Annotated in this window: 22 protein-coding genes; 14 read left to right on the plus strand and 8 right to left on the minus strand. The window is 61.3% G+C overall.

Annotated features, from left to right (window positions below; genetic code table 11):
* The first annotated feature begins 117 nt into the window (after positions 1–117).
* Together IVB48_RS14725 and IVB48_RS14730 are read left to right on the plus strand one after the other, a co-directional pair.
* Positions 118–960 carry a uroporphyrinogen-III synthase gene (locus tag IVB48_RS14725; RefSeq protein ID WP_247290192.1) on the plus strand — a complete coding sequence of 281 codons (843 nt, stop codon included), beginning with the start codon at positions 118–120 and terminating at the stop codon, positions 958–960.
* A gap of 123 nt (positions 961–1,083) precedes the next feature.
* Positions 1,084–2,346: an MFS transporter gene (locus IVB48_RS14730; protein WP_247400503.1), complete on the plus strand. Its 1,263-nt coding sequence runs from the start codon at positions 1,084–1,086 to the stop codon at positions 2,344–2,346.
* Here IVB48_RS14730 and IVB48_RS14735 read toward each other — a convergent pair.
* Positions 2,343–3,017, minus strand: a complete 675-nt coding sequence (locus tag IVB48_RS14735) for a Crp/Fnr family transcriptional regulator (protein WP_106946375.1) — start codon at positions 3,015–3,017, stop codon at positions 2,343–2,345. The genes IVB48_RS14730 and IVB48_RS14735 overlap by 4 nt on opposite strands.
* 333 nt (positions 3,018–3,350) lie before the next feature.
* Between IVB48_RS14735 and IVB48_RS14740 the strand changes: the two genes are divergently transcribed.
* The 6 genes from IVB48_RS14740 to IVB48_RS14765 all read left to right on the plus strand — a co-directional run bounded on the left by IVB48_RS14740 (position 3,351) and on the right by IVB48_RS14765 (position 10,624).
* Positions 3,351–4,172, plus strand: coding sequence for an ABC transporter ATP-binding protein (locus IVB48_RS14740; protein ID WP_007601963.1), 822 nt, complete (start codon positions 3,351–3,353; stop codon positions 4,170–4,172).
* The gene (locus tag IVB48_RS14745) at positions 4,169–6,100 is read left to right on the plus strand and encodes a long-chain fatty acid--CoA ligase (protein ID WP_247290196.1); all 1,932 of its coding nucleotides are present in this window, start codon (positions 4,169–4,171) and stop codon (positions 6,098–6,100) included. The genes IVB48_RS14740 and IVB48_RS14745 overlap by 4 nt, the downstream gene beginning before the upstream one ends.
* Before the next feature lie 220 nt (positions 6,101–6,320).
* Entirely contained in the window at positions 6,321–7,214 is an 894-nt protein-coding gene (locus IVB48_RS14750) for a branched-chain amino acid ABC transporter permease (RefSeq protein WP_027519025.1), read from the plus strand.
* 3 nt (positions 7,215–7,217) lie between these two features.
* Positions 7,218–8,291, plus strand: coding sequence for a branched-chain amino acid ABC transporter permease (locus IVB48_RS14755; protein WP_027519026.1), 1,074 nt, complete (start codon positions 7,218–7,220; stop codon positions 8,289–8,291).
* Between the two features lie 46 nt (positions 8,292–8,337).
* Positions 8,338–9,621 (plus strand): ABC transporter substrate-binding protein, encoded by a 1,284-nt coding sequence (locus IVB48_RS14760; RefSeq protein ID WP_247290198.1) that lies wholly within the window; start codon positions 8,338–8,340, stop codon positions 9,619–9,621.
* Between the two features lie 160 nt (positions 9,622–9,781).
* A complete protein-coding gene (locus tag IVB48_RS14765; protein WP_247290200.1) occupies positions 9,782–10,624 on the plus strand; it encodes an ABC transporter ATP-binding protein in 843 nt (280 codons plus the stop codon).
* On the opposite strand, the gene IVB48_RS14770 is transcribed toward IVB48_RS14765, so the two are convergent.
* Positions 10,621–11,775, minus strand: a complete 1,155-nt coding sequence (locus IVB48_RS14770) for an AGE family epimerase/isomerase (RefSeq protein WP_247400504.1) — start codon at positions 11,773–11,775, stop codon at positions 10,621–10,623. The two genes, IVB48_RS14765 and IVB48_RS14770, sit on opposite strands and share 4 nt — an antisense overlap.
* Before the next feature lie 86 nt (positions 11,776–11,861).
* Here IVB48_RS14770 and IVB48_RS14775 point away from each other — a divergent pair, with 86 nt between their 5' ends.
* The gene (locus tag IVB48_RS14775) at positions 11,862–13,085 is read left to right on the plus strand and encodes an AMP-binding protein (protein WP_247400505.1); all 1,224 of its coding nucleotides are present in this window, start codon (positions 11,862–11,864) and stop codon (positions 13,083–13,085) included.
* Between the two features lie 186 nt (positions 13,086–13,271).
* Here IVB48_RS14775 and IVB48_RS14780 read toward each other — a convergent pair whose 3' ends face one another.
* Positions 13,272–14,132, minus strand: coding sequence for a hypothetical protein (locus IVB48_RS14780; protein ID WP_247400506.1), 861 nt, complete (start codon positions 14,130–14,132; stop codon positions 13,272–13,274).
* 414 nt (positions 14,133–14,546) lie between these two features.
* Between IVB48_RS14780 and IVB48_RS14785 the strand changes: the two genes are divergently transcribed.
* Entirely contained in the window at positions 14,547–15,920 is a 1,374-nt protein-coding gene (locus IVB48_RS14785) for a hypothetical protein (RefSeq protein WP_247400507.1), read from the plus strand.
* A gap of 190 nt (positions 15,921–16,110) precedes the next feature.
* On the opposite strand, the gene IVB48_RS14790 is transcribed toward IVB48_RS14785, so the two are convergent.
* Both IVB48_RS14790 and IVB48_RS14795 read right to left on the minus strand, forming a co-directional pair.
* Positions 16,111–16,443, minus strand: coding sequence for a hypothetical protein (locus IVB48_RS14790; RefSeq protein ID WP_247400508.1), 333 nt, complete (start codon positions 16,441–16,443; stop codon positions 16,111–16,113).
* On the minus strand, positions 16,440–16,706 hold the full coding sequence (locus IVB48_RS14795; protein WP_247400511.1) for a hypothetical protein: 267 nt from the start codon (positions 16,704–16,706) through the stop codon (positions 16,440–16,442). Before IVB48_RS14795 ends, IVB48_RS14790 begins: the two co-directional genes overlap by 4 nt.
* A gap of 70 nt (positions 16,707–16,776) precedes the next feature.
* Here IVB48_RS14795 and IVB48_RS14800 point away from each other — a divergent pair, with 70 nt between their 5' ends.
* Complete coding sequence (locus IVB48_RS14800; protein WP_247400513.1) at positions 16,777–17,097, plus strand: hypothetical protein; 321 nt, start codon at positions 16,777–16,779, stop codon at positions 17,095–17,097.
* A gap of 85 nt (positions 17,098–17,182) precedes the next feature.
* Here IVB48_RS14800 and IVB48_RS14805 read toward each other — a convergent pair whose 3' ends face one another.
* Together IVB48_RS14805 and IVB48_RS14810 are read right to left on the minus strand one after the other, a co-directional pair.
* Positions 17,183–17,686 carry an HAD family hydrolase gene (locus tag IVB48_RS14805; protein ID WP_247400515.1) on the minus strand — a complete coding sequence of 168 codons (504 nt, stop codon included), beginning with the start codon at positions 17,684–17,686 and terminating at the stop codon, positions 17,183–17,185.
* A gap of 76 nt (positions 17,687–17,762) precedes the next feature.
* Positions 17,763–18,056 (minus strand): helix-turn-helix transcriptional regulator, encoded by a 294-nt coding sequence (locus IVB48_RS14810; protein ID WP_346658988.1) that lies wholly within the window; start codon positions 18,054–18,056, stop codon positions 17,763–17,765.
* Positions 18,057–18,091: 35 nt separating this feature from the next.
* On the opposite strand from IVB48_RS14810, the gene IVB48_RS14815 reads away from it, so the two are divergent.
* Genes IVB48_RS14815 through IVB48_RS14825 form a run of 3 tightly spaced genes read left to right on the plus strand, consistent with a single transcriptional unit; the run spans position 18,092 to position 20,707 of the window.
* On the plus strand, positions 18,092–18,922 hold the full coding sequence (locus IVB48_RS14815; RefSeq protein ID WP_247400550.1) for a YqaJ viral recombinase family protein: 831 nt from the start codon (positions 18,092–18,094) through the stop codon (positions 18,920–18,922).
* Positions 18,906–20,102, plus strand: coding sequence for an ERF family protein (locus IVB48_RS14820; protein ID WP_247400519.1), 1,197 nt, complete (start codon positions 18,906–18,908; stop codon positions 20,100–20,102). The genes IVB48_RS14815 and IVB48_RS14820 overlap by 17 nt, the downstream gene beginning before the upstream one ends.
* Entirely contained in the window at positions 20,099–20,707 is a 609-nt protein-coding gene (locus tag IVB48_RS14825) for a hypothetical protein (protein WP_247400522.1), read from the plus strand. Before IVB48_RS14820 ends, IVB48_RS14825 begins: the two co-directional genes overlap by 4 nt.
* A 1,089-nt stretch (positions 20,708–21,796) precedes the next feature.
* On the opposite strand, the gene IVB48_RS14830 is transcribed toward IVB48_RS14825, so the two are convergent.
* Positions 21,797–22,646, minus strand: an 850-nt coding sequence (locus IVB48_RS14830; protein WP_247400524.1) for a GDP-L-fucose synthase, incomplete at its 5' end; no start/stop codon positions are given.

Genomic DNA, 22,646 nt, shown 5'->3' on the forward strand with positions numbered 1-22,646 from the left:
CGGCTGCGGAACGCCCCGCGATTTGCGCCCTGCTCTATCACCGACCCCACCTTGCGCCAATCCCGACGGTGGAGTCAGGATGAACGTACGATTGCTTTGACTGACCGGAGTAGGCTCATGGCCGACCGCTTGAACGGCACCCGAATCCTGATCCTGGAAACGCGCGAGGAGGCGCAGTTTTCGAAGTTGCTGGCCGAGCAAGGCGCCGAGGTCGTGCAATGCCCGATGTTCACCATCCAGGATGCACCAGACCCCGCCCCGGTCGAGGCCTGGATCCGCCGCGCCATCGACAAGCCCTTCGACGACCTCGTGTTGATGACCGGCGAAGGGCTGCGGCGGATCATGAAGCGCGCCATCGCGCGAGGGCTCGACCAGGCTCTCGTGGCGGCGCTTGCCAGATCACGAAAGTTCACCCGCGGCCCCAAGCCCGGCAAGGCACTGCGCGAAATCGGACTCGAGGCGCAGCAGACCACAGAGAAGCCGACCACCGAGGGCGTGATCGAGATGCTCGGCAAGCTCGATCTGAAGGGGCACCGCCTCGGCCTTCAGCTCTATCCCGACAAGGATCACAATGCGCTGACCGATGCGCTTGCCGCGCAAGGTGCCGAGGTCGATGCCGTGCTGCCTTATGCTTACGATTCCAAGGCGGCGGATGCCAACATCGTCACCGCGATCGACGAGATGGCCGCCGGGCGAATCGATTCGATCGCGCTGACCAATCTTGGCCAGGTGCGCCGCCTGATTGAGGCCGCGAAGGCACATGGCAGCGAGGCGAAGCTGCGCGCAGGCCTGGAGCGGACGCTGATCGCGTCAGTGGGACCTGCTGTCTCGGGCGAGCTCGCGGCGCACGGCCTGCGGACCGACGTCTCGCCTGCCGATGAAGCCTACTTCATGCGACCGCTGATCTCGGCGATGGCCACTGCGCTCCTGGAGCGGAAATCGAGAACCGCTGCGAGCTAGGAGCAGAGCGCGGGAGCGGCCTGCAGCTGCCCCCGATTGACACAAGCGTCACCGGCGCTACGGTCTCGCACAGAAGAAGAAATAACAAGGCAAGGGAATCGCCGTGATACGCGCCATCGCGCCTTGAGCACACCTGCACGCCCCTCCGCGCTCGCGCCATTTCGTATCCGCAATTATCGTTTCCAGTGGCCGTCCGACCTGCTCACCTCCTGGGCATTCGAGATCGAGACGCTGGTGCTCGGCTGGTACATCATGGTCGAGACCGGCTCGGTGCTGCTGCTCACCGTGCTCGCATCGCTCCAGTTCGTCGGGACATTGGTGGCGCCGGTGTTCGGCATGATCGGTGACCGCATGGGTCATCGCGATCTCCTGGTCGCGATGCGTCTTGCCTATATGGTGCTCGCGTCGACCATCATGACTCTGGCACTGACCGGTCATCTGACCCCGCCAGGCGTCATGATCATCGTCGCAATCATGGGCCTGATTCGCCCCTCGGATCTCGGCGTTCGCGGCGCGCTGCTTGCCGAGATCATGCCGAGCGAGCAATTGGTGGGCGCCATCAGCGTTGCGCGCACGACCCAGGACAGCGCGCGCATCGCCGGCGCGTTGACAGGCGCGGGGCTATTTGCCGTCCTCGGTATTGGCCTCGTTTACGTGGTGATCGTCTGCCTCTATTTCGTGGCCGCGCTGCTCATGCTCTGCCTGACCCGGCCGGAACGGACCATTGCCACAACTGATCTTCCGGCAGACGGCCGCGCCGTTTCGAGATTGCTGGGCGATCTGAAGGAAGGGATCGTCTACGCCTGGAATGGCGCGGGGATGCGCGCGGCGCTATGCGTCGCCTTCCTGGCCAACCTGACCGCATTTCCTTTCACCGGCGGGTTGCTGCCCTACATCGCGCGGGATATCTTTCACACCGACCAGACCGGCCTCGGTTATCTCTCCGCGAGCTTCGCCGTCGGCTCGCTGATCGGCTCCATCACGCTCAGCCTTGTCAGCGGAGTGCGCATTGCCCGGCTCCTGATCGGCGCGACGCTGGCCTGGTACGCCATGCTGCTGGTGTTCGTCGAGATCAGGACCATGCCGGTGGCGATGGCCTGCCTCGTGCTCGCCGGCATCGCCCAGAGCATGTCGATGATATCGGCTGCCGTGATCCTGATGCGGACGGCCAGCGCACATCTTCGCGGCCGCGTCATGGGCGTGCGCATGATGGTGATCTACGGCCTGCCGATTGGGCTCCTCGCGGCCGGCAGCCTGATCGACATCATCGGCTATTCCGCGACGGGGTCGCTCTATGCCGTCTCGGGGTTCATCGCAATGATGGCGATCGCGGTGCGCTGGCGCGCTGACCTCTGGCCGGTGCACGCCCCCGCCAATGGGCGCTAATCCCCGTAACCGCGCAACCGCTCGATATCGAGGATCGTGACGCCGCCATACTCCAGCCGGAGCAAGCCCTCTTTCTCCAGCCGGTTCAGCGCGCGGTTGGCATTCTGGCGGGACATGCCGGAAAGCGCGCCGATCTCTTCCTGGGTGATCTCCAGATGCGCGGTGGATTCCGGATAGAGGATCGGATTGAACAGCGAGGCGATGCTGCGAGCGAGCCGCGCGGTGGCATCCAGCGTGCGGTTGACCTCGAGCATGCCGATGAACTGGCCGAGCCGCTCGTTGAGCTGGCGAACCAGGAAGCGGTTGAAGCCGACGCTGTTCTCGAACAGCCACATGAAGGCGCTGCGTTCCATCAGCGCGACGCGGCTGTTGCGCAGCGCGACGACGTCATAGCGGCGCGGCTCGTTCTTGAGCACGCTGCCCTCGCCGAACCAGGCCCCCGCCGTCAGCCCGGCAAGACTCGTCTCCTTGCCGTCGCGCGAGACCCCGCCCATCCGGGCAAGCCCAAAGACCATGCCGGCCCAATAGTCGAACGTGTCGCCGCGCATGAAGACGGTTTCGCCGGTGCCGTAGGACCGCTCCGTGATCCCGGCACGAGCGACCTCGATCTCCGCTTGCGTGAGCTCGCGCGACCAGGCAGCGACGCGCTTCAATTGATCCTCTGAAATCATGAACCCGAAGCCCGCCGCACCGTTCGTCACTCCTGTTCTGCTGCAATGCAGCATGATCGTCTCGGCTACCATCAGACGAAAGATGGAGGCTGCGAGCGCCCAAAAAACTTTGTCGCAGAATTGTCAGGCGGGAGACATTTCAAAATAGCGCTTTCCCCTATTGAGGACCACCTCGGGCGATGCGGCTTTTGATCCCAAACGGGAACGAGAGCGGCGCGGCTCCGGTCGAGACCATCTGCTGCATGGCCTCACCGGCACGGCCGTACTAGGATCGCCCGACAGAACGGACGAAGAGCGCCACTGAATGCGCCATCACCGGGAGGGATCTGTTTGGTGGCTACCAGTCTTGAAGTGCGCGGCGTGTCCTTGCGATTCGGCGGCGTTCGTGCGCTGACCGATGTCGGCTTCGCCATCAGGGAAGGCGAGTTGTTCTCGATCATCGGCCCCAACGGCGCCGGCAAGACCTCGATCGTGAACTGTATTTCCGGCCGCTACAAGCCGACCGAAGGCCAGCTGTTCTACCAGGGCCGCGACATCACCGGCCTGACGCCCAACGCGCGCGCTTCGCTCGGCATCGGCCGCACCTTTCAGAACCTGGCGCTGTTCCACCACATGAGCGTGCTCGACAATATCATGGTCGGCCGCCATCACCTCCTGAAGAACAATTTTCTCACGGGCTCGCTGTACTGGCTCACCGGCGCGCGCAAGGAAGAGCTCGAGCACCGCCGCAAGGTCGAGGAGATCATCGATTTCCTCGATCTCCAATCGGTGCGAAAGGCGCCGGCCGGCACCCTCTCCTATGGTCTGCGCAAGCGCGTGGAACTCGCGCGCGCCATGGCACTGGAGCCACGCCTCATTCTCCTCGACGAGCCGATGGCCGGCATGAACTTCGAGGAGAAGGAGGACATGGCCCGCTACATCGTCGATCTCAACGAGGAGTTCGGCATGACCGTGGTGATGATCGAGCACGACATGGGCGTGGTAATGGACATCTCCCACCGCGTCATGGTGCTGGATTTCGGCCGCAAGATCGCCGAGGGCGATCCGGCCGCCGTGCTCGCCGATCCCCACGTCAGGCGCGCCTATCTCGGCGAAGAGGACGAGGTGCTGGTCGATCCTGACGATGCTCCGCCGGCGCAGGAGAGCGCGGCATGATGGATTACGCAGGCCGCGTCGCGCAGGCCGACACCTATCCGAAGATGCTCCGGCTCAATGCGAAGGAGTACGGCAACGAGATCGCGTTGCGCGAGAAGGATCTCGGGCTGTGGCGCCCGTTCACCTGGAACGCCTACCAGACGCGGGTGCGCGACTTCGCGCTCGGCCTGATCGAACTGGGCCTTGGGCGCGAAGATGTCGTCGGCATCATCGGCGACAACCGGCCGGACTGGGTCGCGGCGGAAATAGCAACCCACGCGATCGGAGGCTTGAGCCTCGGGCTATATCGTGACGTGCTCGACGAAGAAGCCTCTTATCTCCTCAATTATGGCGAGGCGCAGCTCGTTTTCGCCGAGGACGAGGAGCAGGTCGACAAGCTGCTTACGCTGGCCGACCGCGTCCCAAAGCTGAAGCACATCATCTATTCCGATCCGCGCGGCATGCGGAAATACGACGATCCGCGCTTGATGTCGGCGGAGACGTTTGCCGAACTCGGCCGGGCGCGGGCTACGCGCGAGCCGGAACTTTACGACCGGCTGGTGGACGCGACCAAGGGCGAGGACGTCGCGATCCTCTGCACGACATCAGGCACCACCTCGCATCCAAAGCTCGCGATGCTCGCGGCCGGCCGCGTGCTCGGCCACTGCGCGACATACCTCGCTTTCGATCCGAAAGGGCCGGACGACGAATACGTGTCGGTGCTGCCGCTGCCCTGGATCATGGAGCAGGTCTATGTACTGGGCAAAGGCCTCTTGTGCCGGATGAAGATCAACTTCGTCGAAGAGCCCGAGACCATGATGAACGATCTGCGTGAGATCGCACCGACGTTCATCCTGTTTGCACCGCGCGTTTGGGAATCAATCGCCGCCGACGTCCGCGCCAGGGTGATGGACGCAACGCCGTTCAAGCAGCGCCTGTTCGACATCGGCATGAAGAGCGGGCTTGCCGCGCTCGAACGGGGCGAGCGTTCCGGCTTTGCCGACGCGATCCTGTTCCGTGCATTGCGCGACCGCCTCGGCTTCACCCGCCTGCGTTCAGCCGCAACCGGCGGCGCGGCACTCGGGCCCGAGACCTTCAAGTTCTTCCAGGCCATGGGCGTGCCGCTGCGTACGCTCTACGGCCAGACCGAGCTGCTGGGGGCCTACACGCTGCATCCCGCGGGCAAGGTCGATCCCGACACGACAGGCGTGCCGATGGCCGACAGCGTCGAAATCCGCATCGACAATGCCGACGTTCACGGCGTCGGCGAAATCGTGGTGCGGCATCCCAACATGTTCCTCGGCTACTACAAGAACCCGGAGGCGAGCGTCGCTGACCTCAGGGATGGCTGGATGCTGTCCGGCGACGCCGGCTATTTCAACGCGAATCGCCAGCTCGTGGTCATCGACCGCATCAAGGATCTCGCCGAGACCTCGCGCGGCGACCGCTTCTCGCCGCAATTCATCGAGAACAAGTTGAAGTTCTCGGCTTATATCGCGGAAGCCGTGGTGCTTGGTGCAGGCCGCGACGCGCTCGCCGCCATGATCTGCATCCGCTACTCCATTATCTCGAAATGGGCGGAGAAGAACCGGCTCTCGTTTACGACCTACAGCGACCTGGCCTCACGGCCCGAGGTTTATGCGCTGCTCAAGAAGGAAGTCGAGACCGTCAACGCGACTCTGCCACCGGCACAGCGCATCTCCCGCTTCCTGCTGCTCTACAAGGAGCTCGACGCCGACGATGGCGAGCTCACCCGCACGCGGAAAGTGCGCCGCAGCGTCATCAACGAGAAATACGAAGGCATCATCGACGCGATCTACCGCGGCCAGGCCGACATCCCCGTGGACACCGTGATCCGCTTCCAGGACGGCACCACGCAAAGGGTGCGGACCACGCTGCGAGTGGTGGATCTCGGCGGACCGGGGCATTTGGCGGAGGCGGCGGAGTGAACTTCGTGGCAATCACAGGTGCAATGCGTATTGCTGCGCCCTCTCCCCTTGTGGGAGAGGGCATCTCCGCAGCCCGCTCCACCCTCACTTCGGCGAGGGGTCCTCTCTCCGCGCGTTCATTGCTGAGACAACCCCTCACCCGTCTTCGCTTCGCGAAGCCACTCTCTCCCACAAGGGGAGAGGGGAAGAGCGCGCCGGATTTGTCAGCGAGCACCACTTCATGAATACCGCCTTCCTCATTCAGCTCCTGGTCAACGGCCTCGTGGTCGGCACGCTCTATGGCGTGGTCGCGATGTCGTTTGTGCTGATCTACAAGGCTAGCCAGGTCGTCAATTTCGCGCAGGGCGAGCTCTTGCTTGTCGGCGCCTGGGTGTGCTGGACTTTGCTCGCGAAATACCAGGTGCCGTTCTGGATCGGCATGCCGATGACGCTGGTGTTCATGTTCGTGTTCGGCATCGCGGTGCAGGTCCTGATCCTGCGACCGATGATCGGCGAACCCATCATCTCGGTCATCATGGTGACGATCGGCCTCTCCACCGTGCTGCAGGCCACGCTGAAATGGATGTTCGGCGTCAATCCGCAGCCGTTCCCGCGCGTGTTCGAGAGCCAGTCCGTCAGCCTGCTCGGGCTCCAGATCCAGACCGTCTATGTCATGAGCCTCGTCGTCTCGATCGCGATGATGATTGGCATGGCCTGGTTCTTCCGCGCGTCAAAGTACGGCCTTGCGATGCGCGCCACTGCGTTCAACCAACAGGTCGCGCAATCGCTCGGCATTTCCGTGAAAAGCGTGTTCGCGATGGCCTGGGCGATCTCCGCAACGGTGTCGGCGGTTGCAGGCGTTGTGGTCGCGGTCGTGAACGGCGTATCCTCGGGCCTTGCCGCCTATGGGATCAAAGTGTTTCCGGCTGCGATCCTCGGCGGGCTCGATTCCGTCGGCGGTGCCGTGCTCGGCGGCATCATCATCGGATTACTCGAGAACATCGCGCAATATGTCGACAGCGAATACCTTCACTGGGGCAATCTCTACGAGATCGCGCCGTTCTACGTCCTCATCATCGTGCTGATGATCAAGCCCTACGGCCTGTTCGGCACCCACGACATCGAACGGATCTGATCCATGGCCGGCCCCGCCCTCATCCCTGCTGGTGATTTCCGCACCTCTTACGCGGCCGACACCACGATCTTCCCGACCGCCACCAGCCGCAATTTTGCGATCGCCGGCGTGCTGGCGCTGTGTCTCGTGCCGCAATTCCTTGGCGGCTATTGGCTCAGCATCCTGATCCAGATCGGCATCTTCTCGATTGCTGCGCTTGGCCTCAACATCCTGGTCGGCTTCACCGGCCAAATTTCGATCGGCCATGCCGCTTTCTTCCTGCTCGGCGCCTTCACCTCGGCCTACATCTCCAACAGCACATCGATCCCGGTGTTCTTCGCGATCCCCCTCGCGGGCGTCGTCACTGCGCTGGTCGGGCTGATCTTCGGCATCCCGGCGGCGCGGCTGAAGGGGCTTTATCTCGTGATCGCGACGCTCGCAGCACAATACATCCTGCTCGACTTCTTCTCCCGCGCCGAATGGTTCACCGGCGGCTCGGTGCCGGCCAGCGCCAATCCGTTTTCGATCTTCGGCTACACGCTGCGCGGCGACAGGCAATATTTCTATGTCGTACTCGCCTACGTGGTTGCAAGCTACGTCCTCGTCACCAATCTGATGCGCACCCGCGACGGCCGCGCGCTGGTGGCGATTCGCGACCATTATCTCTCCGCGGAGATCATGGGCATCAATCTCACCAAGTATCGCACGTTGTCATTTGGGCTCGCCGCCTTCTTCGCCGGCATCGCTGGCGCGCTCTACGCACACTACCAGCTCGTGGTGTCGCAAGAGGGCTTCGGCATCGAACGCTCGATCCTGTTCCTGGCCATGATCATCATCGGCGGCACCGGTTCGATCATGGGCACGCTGATGGGTACCGCGTTCGTGGTGCTGCTGCCCGAGACGATGGAGTTCCTCAGCGTGGCGCTGAAGGGCGGCGCGATCGACAAGGCGCTGTCGCTGAACAACAACATCACCTTCCTGCGCGAGATCGCGATCGGTGTGATCATCATCGCGTTCCTAATGTTCGAGCCGGATGGGCTCGCCCATCGCTGGCGGCAGATCAAGGCGTACTGGAAACTCTACCCGTTCTCGCATTGAGCGCGGGCAACTCGCAAACCAACAAATAAACAGGAGGAGGCAACCAATGAAAACTAAATCCCTTTTGAGCACCGCGTCACTTGCGCTGGCGATCGCCGCATTCTCGTCAGGCGCGCAGGCGCAGATCGCAATCGGGCATCTCGCCGATTATTCCGGCGGCACGTCCGACGTCGGCACGCCCTACGGCCAAGCCGTCGCCGACACCTTCGCCTGGGTCAACAAGAACGGCGGCGTCGGCGGCAAGCAGCTCAACGTCGACACCAACGACTATGGCTACCAGGTGCCGCGCGCGATCGCACTCTACAAGAAGTGGTCGGCGCCGGACTCCAAGGTCGCGGCGATCATGGGCTGGGGTACGGCAGACACCGAGGCGCTGACCGGCTTCCTCGCACAAGATAAAATCCCCGACCTCTCCGGCTCCTACGCCGCCGCCCTCACCGATCCCGAAGGTGTCAGCGGCAAGGCCAAGCCCGCGCCCTATAATTTCTTCTATGGTCCGAGCTATTCGGACTCGCTGCGCGCGATGCTGATGTGGGCAGCCGAAGACTGGAAGGCCAAGGGCAAGTCCGGCAAGCCGAAATTCGTCCACATGGGGGCCAACCACCCTTATCCGAACGCGCCGAAGGCCGCCGGCGAAGCCATGGCGCAGGAGCTCGGCTTCGAGGTGCTGCCGCCGCTGGTGTTCGCGCTCGCGCCGGGTGACTACAGCGCGCAGTGCCTGAGCCTGAAATCCTCAGGCGCCAACTACGCCTATCTCGGCAACACCGCCGCGTCCAACATCTCGGTGATGAAGGCCTGCAAGACCGCCGGCGTCGACATCCAGTTCATGGGCAATGTCTGGGGCATGGACGAGAACGCCGCCAAGACCGCAGGCGATGCCGCCGACGGCGTGATCTTCCCGCTGCGCACCGCGGTCAGCTGGGGCGGCGATGCGCCCGGCATGAAAACGGTGATGGAGATCTCGAAGATGTCCGACCCGACCGGCAAGGTCTATCGGCCGGTGCACTACATCGCGGCGGTGTGCTCGGCGCTCTACATGAAGGAGGCGATCGATTGGGCCGCCAAGAACGGCGGCGCCACCGGCGAGAACGTCGCCAAGGGCTTCTACCAGAAGAAGGACTGGGTGCCGGCCGGAATGGAGGGCGTCTGTAATCCCTCGACCTGGACCGACAAGGACCACCGCGGCACGCTGAAGGTCGACCTCTACCGCACCAAGATTGCGGGAGCGACCGACGGCGACCTCAACGACCTCATGGCCAAGGGCGCGATCAAGCTCGAGAAGGTCAAGACCGTCGAGCTCCCGCGCAAGCCGGAATTGCTGGGCTGGTGAGCTTAGCGCTCACCTCACACACAAATGTCATCCCCCGCCTTGTGCGCAGCGCGCACTGGAGCGGGGGATCCAGTACGCCGGGGCCTCTCCGTGAGTCTCAGGCGTCTCTGGAATACTGGGTCGCCCGGTCAAGCCGGGCGACGACAGCGGAGTATGAGGCATGACCGAAATTCACGAAACAGCAGCTCGTCCCTCCCCCGGCATCGTACCCGCACCGCCTCTCCTTGCCGTGCGCAACATCGAGGTCGTCTATGACGACGTCATCCTGGTGCTGCGCGGTCTCAGCCTCGACGTGCCCAAGGGCGCGATCGTGGCGCTGCTCGGCGCCAACGGCGCCGGCAAGTCGACGACGCTGAAGGCTATCTCCGGGCTGCTCAAGACCGAGGACGGCGAAGTCACGCGCGGCGAGATCCTGTTCGAGGGCGAGCGCATCAACGGCATCGACCCCGACAAGATCGTCCGCCGCGGCATCTTCCAGGTGATGGAGGGCCGGCGCATCGTCGCCGACATGACCTCGCTGGAAAATCTCAAGCTCGGCGCCTTCACCCGCAGGGACCGCGAGGTCGGCGCCGATCTCGATATGGTCTTCAACTATTTCCCGCGTCTGAAGGAGCGCACCGGGCTTGCCGGTTATCTCTCCGGCGGCGAACAGCAGATGCTCGCGATCGGCCGCGCACTGATGGCGCGCCCGAAGATGATCCTGATGGACGAACCCTCGATGGGCCTGTCGCCTCTGCTGGTGAAAGAGGTGTTCTCGATCATCCACAAGATCAACCGTGACCTCGGCGTCACCATTCTCCTGGTCGAGCAGAACGCCCGCGCCGCGCTGTCGGTGGCAAGCCACGGCTACATCATGGAGCAGGGCAAGGTCGTGCTCGACGGCACCGCGGACGAATTGCGCGACAACGAGGACGTCAAGGAATTCTACCTCGGCGGCGCCGGCGACCAGCGCAAGAGCTTCAAGAACCTCAAAAGCTTCAAGCGGCGCAAGCGCTGGCTTTAACCTTCCAATACCTGTTCCGCTTCCGTGACTGCGCAGAGAACATGATAGAACGACGACGCAGGAATGGTGTCGATCAGCGATTTGCCGTCGCGCTCGAACTGGTCGTACCAGCCGCCCCGCACGGGATGGCTGAGATAATGCCGTTCGAGCCGCGCCAGCGCCATGCGCGCCTCGTCCGCCGCGCCCGCCTCGCCGGATTCGGCCTGCGCGATCCACGCCTTCGCAATCTCGGTCTGTGGCCACAGCCGGCGCGTAGTGCGGCGAATGTTGCCGGCGTCGTCACCCTCGTCGATAAGGCAGCCGGTGGCCTCGTCGCGATAGCGCAGCGCGGTTTCCAGCAGCTCGGCGCGCCGCTGTCCGGTCGGGCAGCCCGTGATGCGTTCGAACCCCTTCAGCAACCAGACCCATTCCGCCTGGTGGCCGGGCTCGACGCTGACCGGCGCGATCTTCGACCAGTCCTCTTCGAAATATTCGCCGAGCGCGCGCGTCCGCTTGTCGTAGAGATTGGCGAGGAACAGCGCGAAGAACTCGCCGGCACGGTTCTGGAACGACAAATCGTGGGTCGCGTCGAAGCACGCGATCATCGCCTCGAACAGATGCATGTGCGGGTTCTGCCGGCGCGGCAGCGAGACCGGAAGGCCTTCGTGGACGCCGCCGTGCGGCGAGCGCAGATGGCCGTCGAGGAAGGCGAGCAGCGCGTCGATCTCGGTGCGAATTTGTGCGTCCTGGTCGAGCGCATAGACGGCCGCGAGCGCAAACAGGATGAAGGCGTGGTCGTAGGCGTCGCGCCGGCCGTCCAGCACCGCGCCCTCCGGCGTCAGCCGGTGCACGTAGCCGGGCCGGCCGTCGGGCGCCTTTGCCTTGGCGAGCAGATGCTCGAGGCCCTTCAGTGCGACGGCGCGCCCCTCAGGGTACCAGCCCATCTGCGCAGCCTTGGCGTAGCACCAGATCTGGCGGGCCTGCACGAACACCCGGCGCGGCGCGGCGCTGTCCGCCGTGCCGTCACGATGCAGCCGATCGATGAAACCACCCGCGCCATGGTCCCAGCCGACCGTCCACCACAACGGCAGCGCCTCGTCGATCATGCGGCGCTTCAGGCGCGGCACGACGTCCGACGCCTCGTCCGCCGCACTGATTCCCTCGTCCGCCATCGCGTCCTCTTCAAACCTCGTCCATGGCCGTCTGATACCCATGCCGGCGGCGGCACGCAACGGATGCCAACACGGAAAGATCAGCCATGACCGCCCATTACGACGCCCTCGAGACGCGCGAGCAAGCCGCGCGCGAGGCCGATCTGTTCGCCCGCCTGCCCGGCGTGCTGCGCTCTGCGATGACCGCGCCCGCCTATGCTGATCGGCTGAAAGGCCTGGATCCGGCTACCGTGACCTCCAGGGCGGCACTGGCCGGCCTCCCAGTGCTGCGCAAGTCGGAACTGCCGGCCCTGCACAAGGCCTCCACGCCCTTCGGAGGGTTCGTCGCGGCGGCGCCCGGCTCGTTCGCCCGCCTCTTCACCTCCCCCGGGCCGATTTTCGAGCCGGAGGGGCGGCAGGCCGATCCGTGGCGCGGCGCACGGGCACTGTTCGCGGCCGGGTTCCGGCCCGATGACATCGTGCTCAACACCTTCAGCTATCATCTCACTCCCGGCGGCTTCATCTTCGATGCGTCGGCCCGCGCGCTCGGTTGCGCCGTGATCCCGGCCGGTCCAGGGAATACCGAGCAGCAATTCGAGCTGATCGAGGCCTACCGTCCCGTCGGCTACAGCGGCACGCCGGACTTCCTGAAGATCTTGCTCGATGCTGCCGCAAGCTCAGGACGCGACGTCTCCTCGATCAAGAGCGCGCTGGTCTCGGGCGCGGCCTTCCCGCCCTCGCTCCAGGCGGAGATCAAGGCGCGCGGCATCGACGCCTACCAGGCCTTCGGCACCGCCGATCTCGGCCTCATCGCCTTCGAGACGAGCGCGCGCGACGGCATGGTCGTGAACGAGGATCTGATCATGGAGATCGTCAAGCCCGGCACCGGCGATCCCGTGGCACCCGGCGACGTCGGCGAGATCGTCGTGACCTCGCTCGACCCGCACCATCCCTGGATCCGGCTCGCTCTCGGCGACCTCACCGCGGCACTGCCGGGGACCAGCCCCTGCGGGCGCACCAACATGCGCATCAAGGGTTGGATGGGCCGCGCCGACCAGACCACCAAGGTCAAGGGCATGTTCGTCCGCCCCGAGCAGGTCGCCGAAATCGGCAACCGCCATCCCGCGCTCGGAAGACTACGCCTCGTCGTCACGCGCCAGGACGAGGCCGATGCAATGACGTTGAAAGCGGAGACGGCGGCCGCGAGCGATGCGTTGCGCGAGGAGATTGCAGGCACCTTGCGCGCAGTGACGAAGCTCGGAGGCGAGGTTGAATTGGTGAGGCCCGGCGCGCTGCCGAACGACGGCAAGGTGATCGCGGACGAGCGGTGAACCGTCGGGAAGAGACTAGAAATCGACTCTCTTTCGCGCTGACGACCCAAGACGATGCATGCAACTTCAATGACTTGCGCCGCTCAATTTGCCGAAGTACTCGAATTTGGCGAAGTTGGGCGTGAACACACTCATCTACGCCAACACGCCATCTTTAGCTGTAAAGATACCGACAACAACTACAGATCAGCGACCGATGTTAGTCAGAGTGCCCCGGCTTTCCGGAGCTGAGTGGTCTTCAATCGTCCGAGCGGACGTATTCTTCTTATGTGCCGCCAGCTCGTCGGCCATTTGCAATTTAAAGAATCGTCCTAGGAGCTGATCGACATTCCGCTCAATGCGCTCTTCGGCAGCAAGGTCTGAGAAGAGACGTTCCTCGTTCATCACTTTGGAGGCTACTTCGTAAATGCGGTCGGAAACTGGAGCGGGATAGCGCTTCCGCACCAAGGGAAGCAAAACTGTATCGACCTCCTTCTTAACCGCGGCGACCCACTGAGAACTAGTGTCGTAGTTCTCCTCCGGGCACGTCTTGTTCAAATGTTCTACAAATTCGGCTGGCAAGAACCGAATCTTGATCCGAAGCGTCGAGGGGGCGCCCTCACGATAGAGGCTGCAGCTAAAACTAAAGAGCTGATCGTACTCCTCCGAGACGCGGATGGAAGGCTTCTCTACCTCCCCATTGCTCATTTGAAAGTCTTGTTTAATCAATTCCATCTGATCATCGCAGAGAGGCAGCGGGTGCTTCCAAAGAATGCTGTTCTCTGCGCGATCAAGCTCAGCAGCAACATCGAGCTCACGCTTTTTCTGAACTCGACGCTTGCGCCACATCAGCGAGGCGATGCTTGACATGCAATCCTCCTGGAGCGGACCGTCCGGGTTGTATTTCTCGAATAGCCCACGACGAAGCGCGGCAAAATCTTCCGCACTTTCCCAAGGCAGCAGGTCAATTGATGAGAAGGCGCCGTGCTTCATCGCGTTCGACGCTTTCGAAGTAAAAGCTTTTCGTGCACCGGCAGCGCGTGTGCTGAGCGGTAGGTCTGGGGACATGAGCCAATTCTCCGTGTTCTTAAACGCGGAACGCTCCTCCCTTCCCGATGTGGTCAGAAAAATTTCTTGCAAACCGAGACAGGCAACGAGATCCCGCCGCGGCTTCCTGAGCCGACCATCCGAAGCAGATTTTGGTTCCATTCAGCAGAATCGTCCAGCTCCAACAGTGAGATGTCCACATCTTTGACGAGGTTGCGATCAAGGCTCGAGCTTGAATCAATTATTATAGCAGCTCGAAAGACGTACTCAGGTCGAGTCGGCGTCCAGTCGCTAACTGTCAAGGAATCAGAGAGCACGCGCCCACCATTCCGAGCGGGCGACTGATATTGAATGGAGCTGCTCGTTTAGTTGATTCACAACATTAAGCCCCAACACTGTTTCGATCTTTAAGCAATCAACAGCAGAAGTGATCTTATGACGACCAAGACGGTTAGGGCCGGCAGGTCGCCCGGCCCCGGCCATAGGGTGAGGTTGTCCACGAACTCGCCGCTTGCGATCGCCCTAGTGATGGTGTGCGGGTGTGGAGGCCTCGCGCTGCGCTACCTCGCCCGGGAGCACGCCACCTCCGACGCCGTTCAGTTCCTCATCCCCTGGTATGCCTTTGCTCGCGATCACGGTATCGGCGCGCTGGCCCAAGCTTTCACCAACTATACGCCGTTCTACAGCTACCTCCTGCTGATCGCCGCGCGTTTTGATTGGTTTGGCCAGCCACTTACCCTCGTGAAAGCGATCTCGGCAGTATTTGAGTTCGGTTGCGCCATCGTTGTCGCCCAGATGGTCTGGGGAGCTACAAAGCTGCCATTGCGCGCCTCCTTGGCCTTCTGCGCTGTTTGGCTTGCACCTACGGTGATGTTCAATGGCGCATTTTGGGGGCAGGCCGATTCGATCTGGACCTTCTTCACGCTCGTTTCCGTGGCGCTATTCATGCGAGACCGAAATGGCGTTCTGCCATTCGCGGTAGCTTTTTCGGTCAAGGCCCAGGGCGTATTCGTGGGGCCCTTCGTGTTAGGCATGATTCTGCGCCGCCGGATCCACGTGGCATGGCTCGCCGCTGTTCCCGGGATCTATGTGGTTCTCGCCATTCCGGTTCTCGTCGCCGGTAGATCCTTGGCTTCAGTGTTCGGGGTCTATTTAAACCAAGCTGACACATTCAATCGCCTCACCATGAATGCAGCGAACATCTGGGTGTTGGCCGGGGGAATGCCGTACGCAATCGGAGTCGCCGTAGGCATGGTGCTCGCGGCAGCGAGCGGGCTCGCCTTGTCGATCTTCATCGCGCGCTCTCAACGGGTGGGACCGGAGTTTATTCTGCTGGCCGCATGTGTATCTCTAATGCTCATGCCATACCTGCTCCCGAAAATGCACGAGCGGTACTTCTACGCGTTCGAGCTTGCGTCAATCGCCCTGGCCTGCCTCAATCCGCGCTATTTGCCCTTCGCGGTGATTGCGCAGGTCGAGGGCGTGTTATCCTATCTCGCGTTCGAAAGCGGAATCGTCCTGGGCGTGCTGCCGGCGGCACTCGGCAACACCCTTCTCGTGTACTACCTCGTGCTTGATCTCTGGCGCGGCGAAAGTGGATTTCGCTTTCCGAGGCTTGCCTGGCTCGGCTTCATCGTGTCGACCGCGGGATTGTTCTCCTATCTGGTCTTCGAAGGGCCCGGGTGGAACATGTCCCCCGCATACCTGACCTTCACAGGTCTTGCCACGGCCATGACGGTGCCGCTCCTCAAAGGGTCGCAGCGCGCCTCAGTCAGCGGTGAAGATGCAGCAAGGTCTGACGTCGCGTAAAGCTCGAGCCGCCTTTCAGGCCACCGCTTTGGGCCGCCGACGGCAAGCTTCCAATCACTCAGGTCAACTAGTCGATCCTATCATGAACTGCGCGGACTCCACACTTAGCGGCGCAATTGCTAGTCGCCCGTCAGGGCGCGCGCGTCTAAGGACTGTTAGCGGCCACACGGCAACCGGCGAGGTCAACAGATCACCGCTTCGCCGCGTTGCCTGCCAGTTCCATCGCTAGATCCAGAGCTGCGACTCCGATTTGATCTGAAGAATTGGATTTGCAGCGCTGGTCCATCCAAGCGACGATCGCAGTGAAATCGCCCCCGCCGACAATTTCCCTCTCGGCACCCACGTTTAGCCCGCTGACAAAGCCCACAACCCAGGATTCGAACGCCGCCTTTACGACCGGGTTCTTCTTCCTATTCATCCAGGCGGTACAAGATTGCGAGCCGGCGCCTACGATCGTTGATCCGGCGTTCAGGCACGTAGTCGGCAGTACTAGCAGCAGCACAACAGCCAGAAGTCGTTTCATCTTTTTCTCAGCCCGAAAATGGCAACTTTCAACCAGGCATATCTGACGATCGCTTGTGAGCTTGGAAGCTGCTCGGCAAAGAAGCCGCTCAGCGCTTTCGAGGCAAGGGCATATTCGGCTTGCAATCCGCGCTGACCAGGCGACACCATGCCGCTATTTTCGATTTGCCGAAATAATCGTTTGCGCCGTCGGGCAAAACAGGAGTTTATAGGGTGCTGATCCTGCGAAATTGAAGGAGCAGCCGGATGGTTGAGGAAGTCCAAGCGTCTAGTGAGCTATCTAAGATAGCCCCGTTAAATGGCGACTTCAGGCGGAACTACGGCATTCTCCTCGGTGACCAAAGTGATGATTATCGACAGCAAGCTCGCCATTTCTCTTCGGATGGCTGGCTATTACATTGCGCCGCGGCACTCGCCCGCCTGGCTGGTACATCGACGAATTATCGAACCCGCCAAGCTCATCTTGGCGCTGAGGCTGGATCCGGAAAGAAACAGACAGGTGACGGACTATTTTCTATTGCCGCTGGGTGAAATGGCCAAGGAGCGGATTAATCTAACGGCGACGCCTCGCTCCCGATTTGCGGCTTACCGTTGCCCCACAATCGAGGACGTCTTACGAGCAGTCATGACCAAAGTGGCGGCCCTCTCGACATAAGGGCAGTACGAGACAACTGCACGATGGTGGGTCAGAGGATGTTCGCCGCGTCCGGCGATTGGTTCGCCTCTCCTGATTGACTAGTTTATCTGGTGGGCAAATGGCTACGGACGAACTGCTGAAGATCCTCGCCCCCGAAAAGGTAGCCGCGTATCCCCGCTCCGTTCGCCGCTTCGATGTCGGTGAACTTATCCCCTATGACAAAGCTTCGATCAGAATCAACCGGAAAGCGATTCATGATCTTCGTGATCATGCCAGGCTTTGGCTTTCGGCAGGTGCACGAAGTGCGATAAAGCTCAACGCTTGCCTCAGGATGATGTGGACAATACTCGAATGCGTCTATGTGAGCGCCGATTTTTGCCAGCTCCTCTGACATCCAGCTATGAAGAGCTCTGATATCGGCTTCCTTGTATAATCCCCTAGCGACTCCTGACTGGTTCGTGATTACGAAAGAAAAATATCCGGCGTCATTGACGGCCTTCACGGCTTCTCGGGCGCCTGGCATCCACTTAAATTTAGCTCTCTCATAGAGATAGCCTATGTCCTCGTTAAGGACGCCATCCCGGTCAAAAAACACGGCGGGTTTCATTGCAGATAACCTTGAATCAAGCTCGTTGTTAACCGCTCACACTGAAGAACCGCCCGAAGAGGTCCGGTGAGAATAGCTACTTGCCCGGCTTTCCAGCGGGCTTGCGCAAGCGAACTCCAACTCCTCCGCCGTTCTCGAAAATGAGAACCACACCCGAGCTTTCAAGCGCCTCTTGCAGTTTCCTAATAGCGTCATCAGAGACGACGCGTCTTTGCTTTTCAAAGTCGACCACCGTCGACAATCCGATCCCTGCCAACGTTGCCAGCTGTGGTTGTGTCATATCTAGCAAAGCCCGAGCACCTCGGCATTGAGAAGGCGACATCAATTTCAACATTTTATGTTGACACCTATCGTGACTCCTTATCAACATTTTCTGTTGATGCCTTCAAGGGAGAACATGCCGTGATTCTTAAGCAGACGACTCAATTATCTGCCACCGACCGACGCTCATTCATAGGAGGATCCGATGCGCGGATCATTATGGGAGAGGATGGAGACAAACTCATTCGGCTCTGGCGAGAGAAGCGCGGTGAAGTCGAGGCTGTGGATTTAGGTGGTGAGCTGATCGTTCAACTGGGAACCGTCACCGAGGACCTTAACCGTACCTGGTACGAGCGAACCAGCGGTAATCGCGTTGAAGACGTTCAGAGAAGGGTCAGGCATCCAGTACACAAATGGATGGGAGCAACACTGGACGGGCGTGTGCAGAAGACCGGGGCAGTGTTCGAAGCCAAATTCATGCTGCCGTGGAATTTTTCGGAGGAAGCTGCAGGGGAGAAACATATGGCTCAACTGCAGCACAACATGTGGGTCGTGTCGGCACGTTCGGCTGTGCTGTCCATCATCACCGGCGGTGGAAAATGGGTTGAAATCACGGTACTCGCCGACCCGCTATATCAACACCTTCTTCTAACGGCCGAAAAGCAGTTTTGGCGATGCGTGCAAAGCGGCGATCCACCGGTCCTGTTCGGAATTGAAACGCCGCGCCCCCGGCTCGAGGCCATCAAGATCGTCGATATGGGAACATCCAACTCCTGGGCTGGACTAGCCGCGACCTATCTCCGCACCCGAGAAGCTCACGAAGACCATGAACTCGCCAAAGCCGAATTGAAGAAGCTGGTCCCGGAAGATGCGAAGGAAGCCACCGGACACGGTTTGAAGGCGAAGCGTTCCAAATCTGGCGCGATCAGCTTCGAAGCTCTGCGGGTGGAGGTCGCTCATGCATCGGTCCAGTGAGCGCATAGGCGCCCTCGCTGCGGCGTTGGCCAAGGCCCAGGCTGTTCTGACCAACCCCGAAAAAAACCTGACGGCGACAATCCGGTCCCCCTTCCCGCGGGAGGATGACAGGAGTTTCCGCTATGCCTCTTTGGCATCCGGCTTAGACATTGTACGCAAGACATTGAGCCAGCAGGAGATCGCAACCCTCCAGACCACGCGTATCGAGCAGGTCTCAGGTCAGATACACCTTACCACACTGCTGGCCCATGCGTCCGGGGAGTGGATCTCCTCCGACCTGCCGGTCTGCGCCGCAAAGGACGTCGAGGCCCCTCACCGCATGGGCGCGTCCCTGACCTATGCCCGCCGCTACGCCCTGTTCGCTCTTGTCGGGATTGCCGGTGAGGACGATCTGGATGCCCCCGATGCAATCGCGGGACCTCCCGCTGCCGCCGCGCAGCAAGTGGCTCCGGGGCCCAAGGGGAGGCCGGCGAAGACGGTGTTGAACCGACCGGCGGTCCTAGAGCCTCAGCAATCCGCTGACCTACGGGAGCGGCTGTTAGCCGAGCTGGCGACCCTAAGGGATAGCGATGACCTCCTGGCTTGGGCCAAAGCCAGTCTTCCCCTGAAGAACACATTGGTGGAGGCCGATGCCCGGGCCCTGGAGGCAGCCTATCAGATGAGGCTCGAGGAAATGGCTCGCCCTGAGGCTGAAAACGACCTGCGTATATCTGGGGCTGGAAGCAGCCTAGAAGTGGGAGCGGTGCAGGGGCCGTCCCGAGATCGAGCCGTTATCGCAGCCCCAGACAGCCCTGCCCCGGCGGATCAGAGCGAGGGGGGCCTCGCCTTCCCCAAGGAGCCTCCGCGCAAGCGAAGCAAGGCCCACCTTGCTTTTATCCGGGCACAGCCCTGCTTGGTCTGCAAGCAGGCTCCATCCGATGCCCACCACCTCAAGTTCGCCCAGCCGCGAACTCTTGGGCGCAAGGTCAGCGACGAATTCACCGTTCCATTATGCCGCTCTCACCACCAGGCCCTCCATCGACACGGCAACGAAAAGGCATGGTGGGTCGATGTGCAGATATCGCCCTTGCCTATCGCGAGCGAGTTATGGTCGGCGAGTCCCGTTCATGACCACGCCAATCCTACCGTGGCCACTTTCGATACTACATCGCAGGGCCGGCTGGAGGTCTCAGGCCAATGAATGGTCCCTTAAGCAACGTCACGCCTCCAACCACATCCGCTATTCCGGTCGAATCTCAGGCTTTGTGTCCTGCACCACAGCTTTTGCCCGGAGAAAGCATCGACCACTATCGCGCGCTCCAGACCGTCATCTTCCGCGACATAGCCCCCCAATCGGCGATCGAGTGGCTGCTTGCGATCGACGTAGCCGAGCTATCCTGGGACATGCAACGCTGTCGGGTGCTGCGGCATAGGCTCCTAAACACCTATCGTCAGCAAGCAATCGAGATGGCGCTTCGCCGCATCGACATGGTCCCGATCGCTCCTCATCTGCATTATATGGCGGAATTCTACACCTTACAAAACGCCCACGATTGGAAGCACGATCCGATTGCGGCGATCGACATTGAATCCCGGCTCGCCTCTTACGGGTTTGACCAGCACACCATCAGCATGGAGGTCTATCTCCAGGCGACCGAGGTTATTTCCATATTCGAGTCATTACTGAATGGCGCACAACTTCGACGGCTCCTTCTGCTGAAAGAACTCAACAACTTTCGACGATCTTCGGGACGGAGTGTTATTTTCAGGAACGAAGACACTCGCAAAAGCCGCACAATAGACTAACGAAATACCATGTGGTTCTCCGGCACTTCGGGGCAGCTATGCACAACTGGTCCTGGAACAGCCTTGTACAGCTTTCGCGCCGCTTTTCTTCGTCACCTTGCATCTCTCGATCTCAGTGACGCTTTGCATGCTATCGTCGAAACATGGAGTGCGCAGCCTAGCTCGGACCGAAAATCAAATAGAGCATGATGACACCCACGAGCACGGTCCAGGCAATTGATGTGGCGACAGTCCGTATCTGCGTTGGCATCGACGCCCCTCCCGCAAACAAGGGACCGCTTGCACTGAAGCAACGGCCTCTTGAGCCTGATTTAGACAAATGTCCAATCTCTTCCCCGGGTCGGCCATCATCAAAGGCCGAATTCGGCACCCTGTGAAGTCACAGGCGGTTCGACGATCGACGGAACAATTCTGATGTTGCGAGAGAGCCACACTTGATCATGCAGTATCGTTCAAAATGGGCTCTGCTGTATGTCCAACCAGGATCGGTGGGAGATCTTATGTCCCCGATTCGACGGGACCCCACCAGCCACGGCTGCCGTCACTGGTCTGGTACCCTGTTCGCGATCGTAGTCGCTGCCTCTTTGGCATCCTGTTCATCCATTGCCGACCCTCCGCAGCTTACCCAAACAGCCCCCCCAGATCTATCGGCCCCAACTGTGATCAACTATCTCAAAGCCGCAGCAGCCCAGGCAAAGCTTCAACCGCCGCTCGAAATATCGGCACCAATCCCAGCGCCCGCGAACTCGTCCATCCCGTGGATCGTCTGCCTGCGAAGCGGAGCCACGGAGCAGACAAAACGCTGGGCTTACAGTGCTTTCTTCAAAGACAACGAGCTGAATAACTTCCGATATTCAGCTACTGTCGAGCGTTGCGAGTCGCAGACCTTCCGTCCGCTTTGAATAACGCGTGCGCGATGGTCCGGAGCTCCGCGCGATCAGAGTTATCTGCTTGGGATCGAAGCCGCCCGGAGCTCGACGTCAGTCGACTGTATGGGCCGCGACCTCTGCAACAGCTCCAGCATGGGCAATTGAATAGCGGCTCGCCAGCGAACAGATGGAACAATGACATGGCGGAGACGGACGCAATCTATCTATGTGACAAGTAGGCCTCGTAAGCACAGTTTACCCCCTCCGTGAGCGACGTCGTCGCGCGCCAGCCGAGCCTGGCGAGGCGGCTGACGTCGAGCAGCTTGCGCGGCGTGCCGTCGGGCCGCGCGCTGTCGAAACCGATCTCGCCGCTGTAACCGACGATCTCGGCGACCACGCTGGCGAACTCGGCGATGGTGATGTCCTCGCCGGTGCCGACGTTGACCAGCTCGGCACTCGAATAGGTCTTCATCAGGTGCACGCAGGCATCCGCCATGTCGTCGACATAAAGGAACTCGCGCCGCGGCGTGCCGGTGCCCCAGACCACGACACTCTTCGCGCCCGCGAGCTTTGCTTCGTGGAAGCGGCGAATCAGGGCAGCGACGACGTGGCTCATCTCGGGGTGATAATTGTCGCCGGGGCCGTAGAGATTGGTCGGCATCACGCTGATGAAGTCGCTGCCATACTGGCTGCGATAGGCCTCCGCCATCTTGATCCCGGCGATTTTTGCGATTGCATAGGGCTCGTTGGTCGGCTCCAGCGGGCCGGTCAGCACGGAGTCCTCGCGCAGCGGCTGTGGTGCCAGCTTCGGATAGATGCAGGACGAGCCCAGAAACATCAGCTTCTCGGCGCCGTTCTGATGCGCGGCTTGGATCACGTTAGCCGCGATCGCGATGTTGTCATAAATGAACTCGGCGCGCAGCGTGTTGTTGGCGACGATGCCGCCGACCTTGGCCGCGGCGAGAAAGACGACCTGCGGCCGCGTCTTCGCGAACCAGTCGAACACCGCGGCCTGATTGCACAGATCGACCTCGCGCCGGTCCACGGTGACGAGCTTGACCTTCTCCCGC

The organism is Bradyrhizobium sp. 76, from assembly GCF_023073025.1.
In the GTDB taxonomy this organism is placed as follows: Bacteria; Pseudomonadota; Alphaproteobacteria; order Rhizobiales; family Xanthobacteraceae; genus Bradyrhizobium.